Annotated in this window: 7 protein-coding genes and 3 pseudogenes; 4 read left to right on the top strand and 6 right to left on the bottom strand. The window is 66.9% G+C overall.

Annotated elements, in window-relative coordinates; all coding sequences use genetic code 11:
- Nucleotides 1-124: 124 nt before the first annotated feature.
- A pseudogene (locus J1M39_RS04855) lies at nucleotides 125-382 on the bottom strand (transposase); the annotation flags it as partial.
- Nucleotides 383-936: 554 nt separating this feature from the next.
- Nucleotides 937-1,299 (bottom strand): hypothetical protein, encoded by a 363-nt coding sequence (locus J1M39_RS04850; RefSeq protein ID WP_181392476.1) that lies wholly within the window; start codon nucleotides 1,297-1,299, stop codon nucleotides 937-939.
- A 202-nt stretch (nucleotides 1,300-1,501) separates the two neighbouring features.
- On the opposite strand from J1M39_RS04850, the gene J1M39_RS04845 reads away from it, so the two are divergent.
- Both J1M39_RS04845 and J1M39_RS04840 read left to right on the top strand, forming a co-directional pair.
- Nucleotides 1,502-1,924 carry a hypothetical protein gene (locus J1M39_RS04845; RefSeq protein ID WP_036316258.1) on the top strand — a complete coding sequence of 141 codons (423 nt, stop codon included), beginning with the start codon at nucleotides 1,502-1,504 and terminating at the stop codon, nucleotides 1,922-1,924.
- A 226-nt stretch (nucleotides 1,925-2,150) separates the two neighbouring features.
- Complete coding sequence (locus J1M39_RS04840; RefSeq protein WP_031943901.1) at nucleotides 2,151-2,444, top strand: IS3 family transposase; 294 nt, start codon at nucleotides 2,151-2,153, stop codon at nucleotides 2,442-2,444.
- 139 nt (nucleotides 2,445-2,583) lie between these two features.
- On the opposite strand, the pseudogene J1M39_RS04835 reads toward J1M39_RS04840, so the two are convergent.
- Nucleotides 2,584-2,751: pseudogene (locus tag J1M39_RS04835) on the bottom strand (MerR family DNA-binding transcriptional regulator); the annotation flags it as partial.
- A 71-nt stretch (nucleotides 2,752-2,822) separates the two neighbouring features.
- Here J1M39_RS04835 and merA point away from each other — a divergent pair.
- A complete protein-coding gene (merA, locus tag J1M39_RS04830; RefSeq protein ID WP_036341525.1) occupies nucleotides 2,823-4,271 on the top strand; it encodes a mercury(II) reductase in 1,449 nt (482 codons plus the stop codon).
- Nucleotides 4,272-4,542: 271 nt separating this feature from the next.
- Here the strand turns inward: merA and J1M39_RS04825 are convergent, their stop codons facing one another.
- From J1M39_RS04825 to J1M39_RS04815, 3 genes are all read right to left on the bottom strand, one after another.
- Nucleotides 4,543-4,683: a hypothetical protein gene (locus J1M39_RS04825; protein WP_002854087.1), complete on the bottom strand. Its 141-nt coding sequence runs from the start codon at nucleotides 4,681-4,683 to the stop codon at nucleotides 4,543-4,545.
- A 64-nt stretch (nucleotides 4,684-4,747) separates the two neighbouring features.
- Nucleotides 4,748-5,659: a cation diffusion facilitator family transporter gene (locus J1M39_RS04820; protein WP_206496515.1), complete on the bottom strand. Its 912-nt coding sequence runs from the start codon at nucleotides 5,657-5,659 to the stop codon at nucleotides 4,748-4,750.
- Nucleotides 5,659-6,033, bottom strand: coding sequence for an ArsR/SmtB family transcription factor (locus J1M39_RS04815; RefSeq protein ID WP_041103922.1), 375 nt, complete (start codon nucleotides 6,031-6,033; stop codon nucleotides 5,659-5,661). The genes J1M39_RS04820 and J1M39_RS04815 overlap by 1 nt, the downstream gene beginning before the upstream one ends.
- Before the next feature lie 78 nt (nucleotides 6,034-6,111).
- On the opposite strand from J1M39_RS04815, the pseudogene J1M39_RS04810 reads away from it, so the two are divergent.
- A pseudogene (locus J1M39_RS04810) lies at nucleotides 6,112-6,243 on the top strand (ArsR family transcriptional regulator); the annotation flags it as partial.
- Between the last annotated feature and the right edge of the window lie 124 nt (nucleotides 6,244-6,367).

The raw sequence follows: 6,367 nt of genomic DNA, 5'->3' as shown, positions 1-6,367 counted from the left end.
GTCATCGTGATGACTCCATTCGAGGATTCTGTGGAAGGTTGACTCGACGGATCACACGGTGGCCGCGTCCACGTCTGAGACGACACGCCCGACCACCGGGCGCTACACCACTATGCGGGACTCAACTGGCGGTCAGCGTGGACAGCACCGTGTCCCAGGTGCCTTTTTCGGCCAAGCGCCGATGCCAGGTCCACACGGTCTGCCAGGGCCCGTAGACCTCGGGCAGATCCCTCCAAGCGATTCCGCACCTGTATCGGTAGATGATCGCCTCCACCATGGTGCGGGCGTCGGCGAACGGCCTGCCGGCGCGGCCGGTCCGGGTCGGGAGTATCGGGGCGATCAACTCCCATTGGGCGTCGGAGAGCATCTGGAACCGGGACATGTCCCCAGGGTCTCAGCTGACTCGTGCATCTATTCTCAGACACGCCCTAGGACACCCTGCCGCCGGACGTGGCGGATGGCGATCCAGTAGCAACTCTTAGACATGCAGAGTGTTCGGAGTGGGCGTGGATGCGCTCGTGCGACCCGCAGGAAGTACCGCGGCTCCAGTCTGGAGGCGCCTTCTACGCACCCAGGCGAATTCGCACGGCCCCGTCCTGGATGCCCTTCTTCACTCATCTCCAGCTCGGCCTACTTTGCAGAGACGAACGTGTGGCGCGTGTTTGTGAACTCTTGGCCGCGCGTCGTGTGAAATCTTCGCTGCATCTCTACAAGGGGTACAGGCTCCGATCAACGTCTCCAGTCAGTACATCTAGCGGCCCAACGAAGAACCCCCGGTCACAGACCGGGGGTGGCGTGGCTACCAGGTATCAGCGCCGCCACACCCGGACCGTGTCCGTCGTCAGCAGAGGGGCGTCGTCGAAGCGGCCTACACTCACACCCCGACGACCGCGCCCGCGACCGTCTAACCACGGAACGAAACCCAGGACGCTTCACTTAGGCTGTGCGGGTCTCCCGTCGTCGTCGTGCCGCCTCAAGAGGCGTGACGGTCTCGGACTCCGGGGCGGTGATGTCCTCTATCTGAGAGAGGACGGATTGCAGTTGCTTGACGATGGCCGCGCGGTCTCGCGGCAGGGTCTCCGGGTTGTCGATGTCCGCCGCCAGTGCGTCCCGGAGAGCAACGAGGGCGGTGCGGCGGTCCCCGGAGGAGACGGCTTCGGAGACGGTAGATTTTTCGGGCATGGCGACTCCTAGCGAAAGCGAGAATGTGATGGATGCTTCGGTGTTGCAGAATTTGTTTTCAGGGGCTAGTGCGTGCGCCGCTGTCATTGCAATAATTGTTTCGATACGGGCGACCAAGCATTCAAAAAGATCAGCTGATGCCGCTGAGGAGTCTGCACTCCGGGCCGCTGATTCTGTGGAGGAAGCGAAACGCTCCAATGCTCTCAGCGCCGAGTCTCTTGAGTGGACGCGCCTACGTCCCACGGTTGATTCACTTGACACGATCTCTCGGGCACTGTCTCTGCTTCGGGCCCCTGTCAGTGAAGGCGGCTACTCTCCCGTGACCGCCGATGAAAACATCCCGCACCTGGACTCCATGCGGGCGGAGTCGCAGATCCTTCTACGGGCCGCTGAGCGTGGTTCGGAAGAGGAGCAGATGTTGTCCCGCATCTCAGAGGCGGTGCCTCTCATGCGTAAACTCTGCGTAGCAGTCAGCAAGACGGATCGGCCCGCGCCGGAGTCTGGCGAATTGGAGTGGGAGATCCTCGGCCATACGGGGAGAGAGTTTCGTACCCTGGTAGGTGAGTTGACGCGCATGACGTTCGACGCCCGTGACTTGATGACCGGCACACCCTTGAGGCCCGATGCGGTCACGGGTGACCACGCTAGGGGGCAATGGGCGGAAGACATCAAGGCATTTCACCAGCACAGCGTCCAGGCGCAGGAGTGGGCCCTACGCGACTGGGGATTCGGGGTCTTTTAGCGGTCAATTTTCTCCTGGGGAGATATTTCCGAACACCCTGGGCATTTCCTGGGAGTTCGGGGGAGGGGTTGACCCCCTACGGCCTAAAAAGGCCCCCCAGAAGCCCTGAGAGCCTCTCTGAGCGTGAGATGTACCTCTAAGACGTTAGAGGCGCTTACGGGACTGATGCGCGTGTAGGTGACATACGATCTGTGGTGTTCCCACACCGCAGGGAAGGATGTGCACCATGCCCGCCCCCTACCCCCAAGAGTTCCGCGACGACGTCGTCCGCGTCGCCCAGAACCGTGAGCCCGGCACCCACTTGAAGCAGATCGCGAAGGACTTCGGGATCAGCTTCTCCTGTCTGACGAACTGGATGCGCCAAGCCGAGATCGAAGCCGGCAACAAGCCCGGCACCACCGCCACGGAGGCCGAAGAACTCCGCGCAGCCCGCCGCAGGATCCGGCTCCTCGAGCAGGAGAACGAAGTCCTACGCCGCGCCGCGGCCTACCTCTCCCAGGCGAACCTGCCGAAAAAATGATGTACCCGCTCGTCATCGTGGTGATGTCCCTTTCGAGAGTGCTCTGGAAGGTTCGCTCGAAGGCTCCCACGGTGACCGCGTCCGTGCAGGGGACGGTGTCGGTGACCGGGGAGGGTTACACCACTATCAGGGACTCAACTGCCGCTTGCCCCCGGCGGATGAAGTCCAGCCGGTCGAGCACCTCGGCGCCGTAGTCCCGGTAGCCCGCCGGGGTGCGGTCCGCGGCGGGTAGCAGCCCGACCTCCTCGTAGTACCGCAGGGTCTTGCTCGTCGTGCCCGACGCCCGAGCCACCTCACCGATCCGCATGCCACTCATTCTCCCCCTTGACCTTCCAGTGCACTGGAAGGTCGATCCTGAGGGCGATGAAGGAGGAGTTCATGACGGCAACGGCTAACAGCAGGTCGTATGACCTGGCAATGATCGGGTTCGGTGGGGCGGCGTTCGCGGCCGCGATCCGCGCCACCAACCTCGGCAGACGGGTGGTGATGATCGAGCGTGGCACCGTCGGCGGTACCTGCGTGAACACCGGGTGCGTGCCCTCCAAGGCCTTGCTCGCGACCGCCGAGGCCCGCCACGTCACACTCGACGCCTCCCGGTTCCCCGGCCTGCCGCTCCCCGAAGTCCGGCCGGTCGACATGCCCGCCTTGATCGCCGGCAAGGATCGGCTCGTCGGGTCACTGCGTGGCGAGAAGTACCTGGACCTGGCCACCGAGTACGGATGGGATCTCCACCCCGGGGACGCCACGTTCGTCGGCACACCCAGCGAGCCGGCACTGCGCGTCACCGGCCCTGACGGCACGGTGGAGACGGTCCGGGCCGCGCACTACCTCATCGCCACCGGCTCCAGGCCCTGGGCGCCGCCGGTCCCCGGCCTGCAGGAGGCCGGTTACCTGACCTCGACCACCGCGATGGAACTGGACCACGTCCCGGAGTCGCTGCTGGTCATCGGCGGCGGCTACGTCGCGATGGAGCAGGCCCAGCTCTTCGCTCGGCTCGGCGTCCGGGTCACCATGCTGGTCCGCTCACGGCTGGCGTCCCAGGAAGAACCCGAGGCGTCCACCGCCCTGGATGAGATCTTCACGGACGAAGGCATCCAGATCATCCGCGGCGCGGTGCCCAGCGCGGTCCGCCGCGACCCGGCCACCGGCGAGGTCACGGTCACTGCCACCACCACTGACGGCTCACAGGAACTCCGGGCGGCCGAGGTACTCGTCGCCACCGGGCGCCGCCCGGTCACCGCCACGCTCGGTCTCGACACCGTCGACGTGCGCACCGGCGACCACGGCGAGGTGGTTGTCGACAGCCATCTGCGCAGCACCAACCCGCGCGTCTGGGCTGCCGGTGACGTCACCGCCCACCGTCAGTTCGTGTACGTCGCCGCGGCCCACGGCGCCCTCGTCGCCGACAACGCCCTCACCGGCGCCGGCCTCGAGGTCGACTACCGCCACCTGCCCCGGGTCGTGTTCACCAGCCCCGCCCTGGCCGCCGTCGGGATGACCGAACGGCAGGCCTCCGCTGCCGGGATCCGCTACGACAGCCGTGTCCTGTCACTCGCGCACGTCCCACGCGCGATCGTCAACCGCGACACCCGCGGGTTCATCAAGATGGTCACCGACGCCGACACCGGCCGCATCATCGGCATTACCGCCCTGGCCCAGGACGCCGGCGACCTCGCCGCCGCCGGGGTCTACATGCTCGAGGCCGGCATGACCACCAGCCAGGTCGCCAACCTCTGGAGCCCCTACCTGACCATGGCCGAAGGCCTCAAGCTCACCGCGCAGGCCTTCACCACCGACATCGCCAAGCTCTCCTGCTGCGCGGCGTGAACCTGCCCCGCACACAGGGACACCGATAGGGGACCGCCTCGCCCCGGGGCGCGAGACAAGAAAATGGGCGCCGATCAGCCCTACTTACTGGCACCCCTGCGTATCGGACCTGCAACCACCGGGGAGTTCAGTCGATGCAAGAACTCCCGTCCCAGGCCTATATCTGGACGTCTTCACGACCTCTACGTGCTCGACCCGACGAGGACAGCACTGGACGACGCGATGACCGCCTTGCGGCGCCGCCATGAGGCCGCGGTCCGTTTGGGCCGCGTCACCGCACCACCATGACCACGATCGTCACCACGTAAGCCGCGGCGACCAGACCGATCCCCAGCAGGGTGAGCACCACCCCGCGCCGGGCCGGCCGCTGGCCCTCGTCCGGCCCGGGGCCCTTGCCGTGCTTCGCGGTCATCGCGCGCTCCTAAGACGTTGCTCAAGCATGTGCGGCTCTCGCGAGCGGGCTTCCGTGCCGAGTGCTACCAGCTCAGGTCGTGACAGCCGTCGCTGCCGGCGCCCTCCACCTGCAAGGTGGCATGGGCGATACCGTAACGGTCGCGCAGCACCCGGCGCGCGCCGGCAAGCACGGCGCCGTGGTCCGCGCCCTGGTCAGCGACCAGGTGGGCCGTGGCCACGTTCATCCCCGACGTCAGGGTCCACAGGTGCAGGTCGTGGACCTCCTCCACCCCCTCGACCGCGTCCAGGTCACCGGCGACGTCCTCCGGGTCCACCCCTTCCGGGGCGTGCTGGCCCAGCACCGCGATCACCTGCCTGCCCAGAACCACCGCCCGGATGATGACGAAGACCGCGATGAGCGCCGCGACCACGACGTCCCAGATCGGCTGGCCGGTGAGAATGATCAGCACGCCGGCGACCATGACACCCACCGACCCGGCGGCGTCGGCGATCACCTCGTAGTAGGCGCCCTTGACGTTCAGGCTGTCCTTGGCCCCGCTGCGCAGCAGCAGCATGGAGATGATGTTGATCACCAGGCCGGCGAAGCCGACCGCGAGCATGGCGCCGGAGGCCACCTCCGGCGCGTCGCCCAGCCGGCTGATGGCCTCGACCACCACGTACACCCCGACCGCGAGCATCGCCAGCACCGCCAACGCCGAGGCGAACACCTCGGCCCGGTAGGAGCCATAGGTGCGTCGCCCCGTGGAGTCCGGCCGGCTCGCGATGCGCGTCGCCAGCAGCGCCACACCCAGCACCACCACATCGGCAGCCATGTGCCCGGCATCCGACAGCAGCGCCAACGACCCCGACACCAGCCCCGCGACCAGCTCGATCAGGAAGAAGCCCGCCGTCAGGGCGAACGCCCCCGCCAGCCGCCGACGGTAGCGGCCACCGGCATGCCCGGTCGCCGGGGCATGGCTGTGTCCCGCCCCCATCAGCCCTGCCCCTCGTGGCGGGCGTGCTCACGGGAGACGTCCAGCAGCATCCGCACATGCCCGTCAGCGAGGCGGTAGTACACCATCCGCCCCTCCCGGCGGTTCTCGACCACCCCAGCGGAACGCAGCACCCGCAGCACCTGGGACACCGACGCCTCCGCGACATCGACCGACGCCGCCAGGTCACACACGCACAGCTCGCCGGCCTCCAGCAACGCATACAGCACCCGGGCACGGCGCGGGTCCCCCAGGAGCTTGAACAGCCCGGCCAACCTGCCGGCCTCGCGCTCGTCGGGGATCCTCTCCCGGGTCAGCGCCACCTTCTCCGGATGGACGGCGGTGACCTGACACGAATCCAACGGCGTCACACTCATGCCACGACCATACACCTATGCAGATATCAGCAGCGGGAGCCACACACGAGAGGTCAGCAGGTTCTGTATGGTCAGCGCATGCTGACTATTGCTTCGCGGCTGGACGTGATGAACCGGCTGGGCCGGGCGATGGCCGACCCGACCCGCTCCCGCATCCTCATGACACTCCTCGAGGGCCCGAGCTACCCGGCGGTACTCGCCCGCGACCTAGGGCGTGTCTGAGAATAGATGCACGAGTCAGCTGAGACCCTGGGGACATGTCCCGGTTCCAGATGCTCTCCGACGCCCAATGGGAGTTGATCGCCCCGATGCTCCCGACCCGGACCGGCCGCGC

Source organism: Micrococcus sp. KRD077, from assembly GCF_017168505.1.
GTDB lineage: Bacteria > Actinomycetota > Actinomycetes > Actinomycetales > Micrococcaceae > Micrococcus > Micrococcus luteus.
This window is presented reverse-complemented; position numbering and strand designations above follow the sequence as displayed.

Bases quoted from the DNA above. Each gene is read 5' to 3' on its own strand.
- J1M39_RS04840 (WP_031943901.1), top strand. From the start codon at position 2,151: ATGCCCGCCCCCTACCCCCAAGAGTTCCGCGACGACGTCGTCCGCGTC.
- merA (WP_036341525.1), top strand. From the start codon at position 2,823: ATGACGGCAACGGCTAACAGCAGGTCGTATGACCTGGCAATGATCGGG.
- J1M39_RS04825 (WP_002854087.1), bottom strand. From the start codon at position 4,683: ATGACCGCGAAGCACGGCAAGGGCCCCGGGCCGGACGAGGGCCAGCGG.
- J1M39_RS04820 (WP_206496515.1), bottom strand. From the start codon at position 5,659: ATGGGGGCGGGACACAGCCATGCCCCGGCGACCGGGCATGCCGGTGGC.
- J1M39_RS04815 (WP_041103922.1), bottom strand. From the start codon at position 6,033: ATGAGTGTGACGCCGTTGGATTCGTGTCAGGTCACCGCCGTCCATCCG.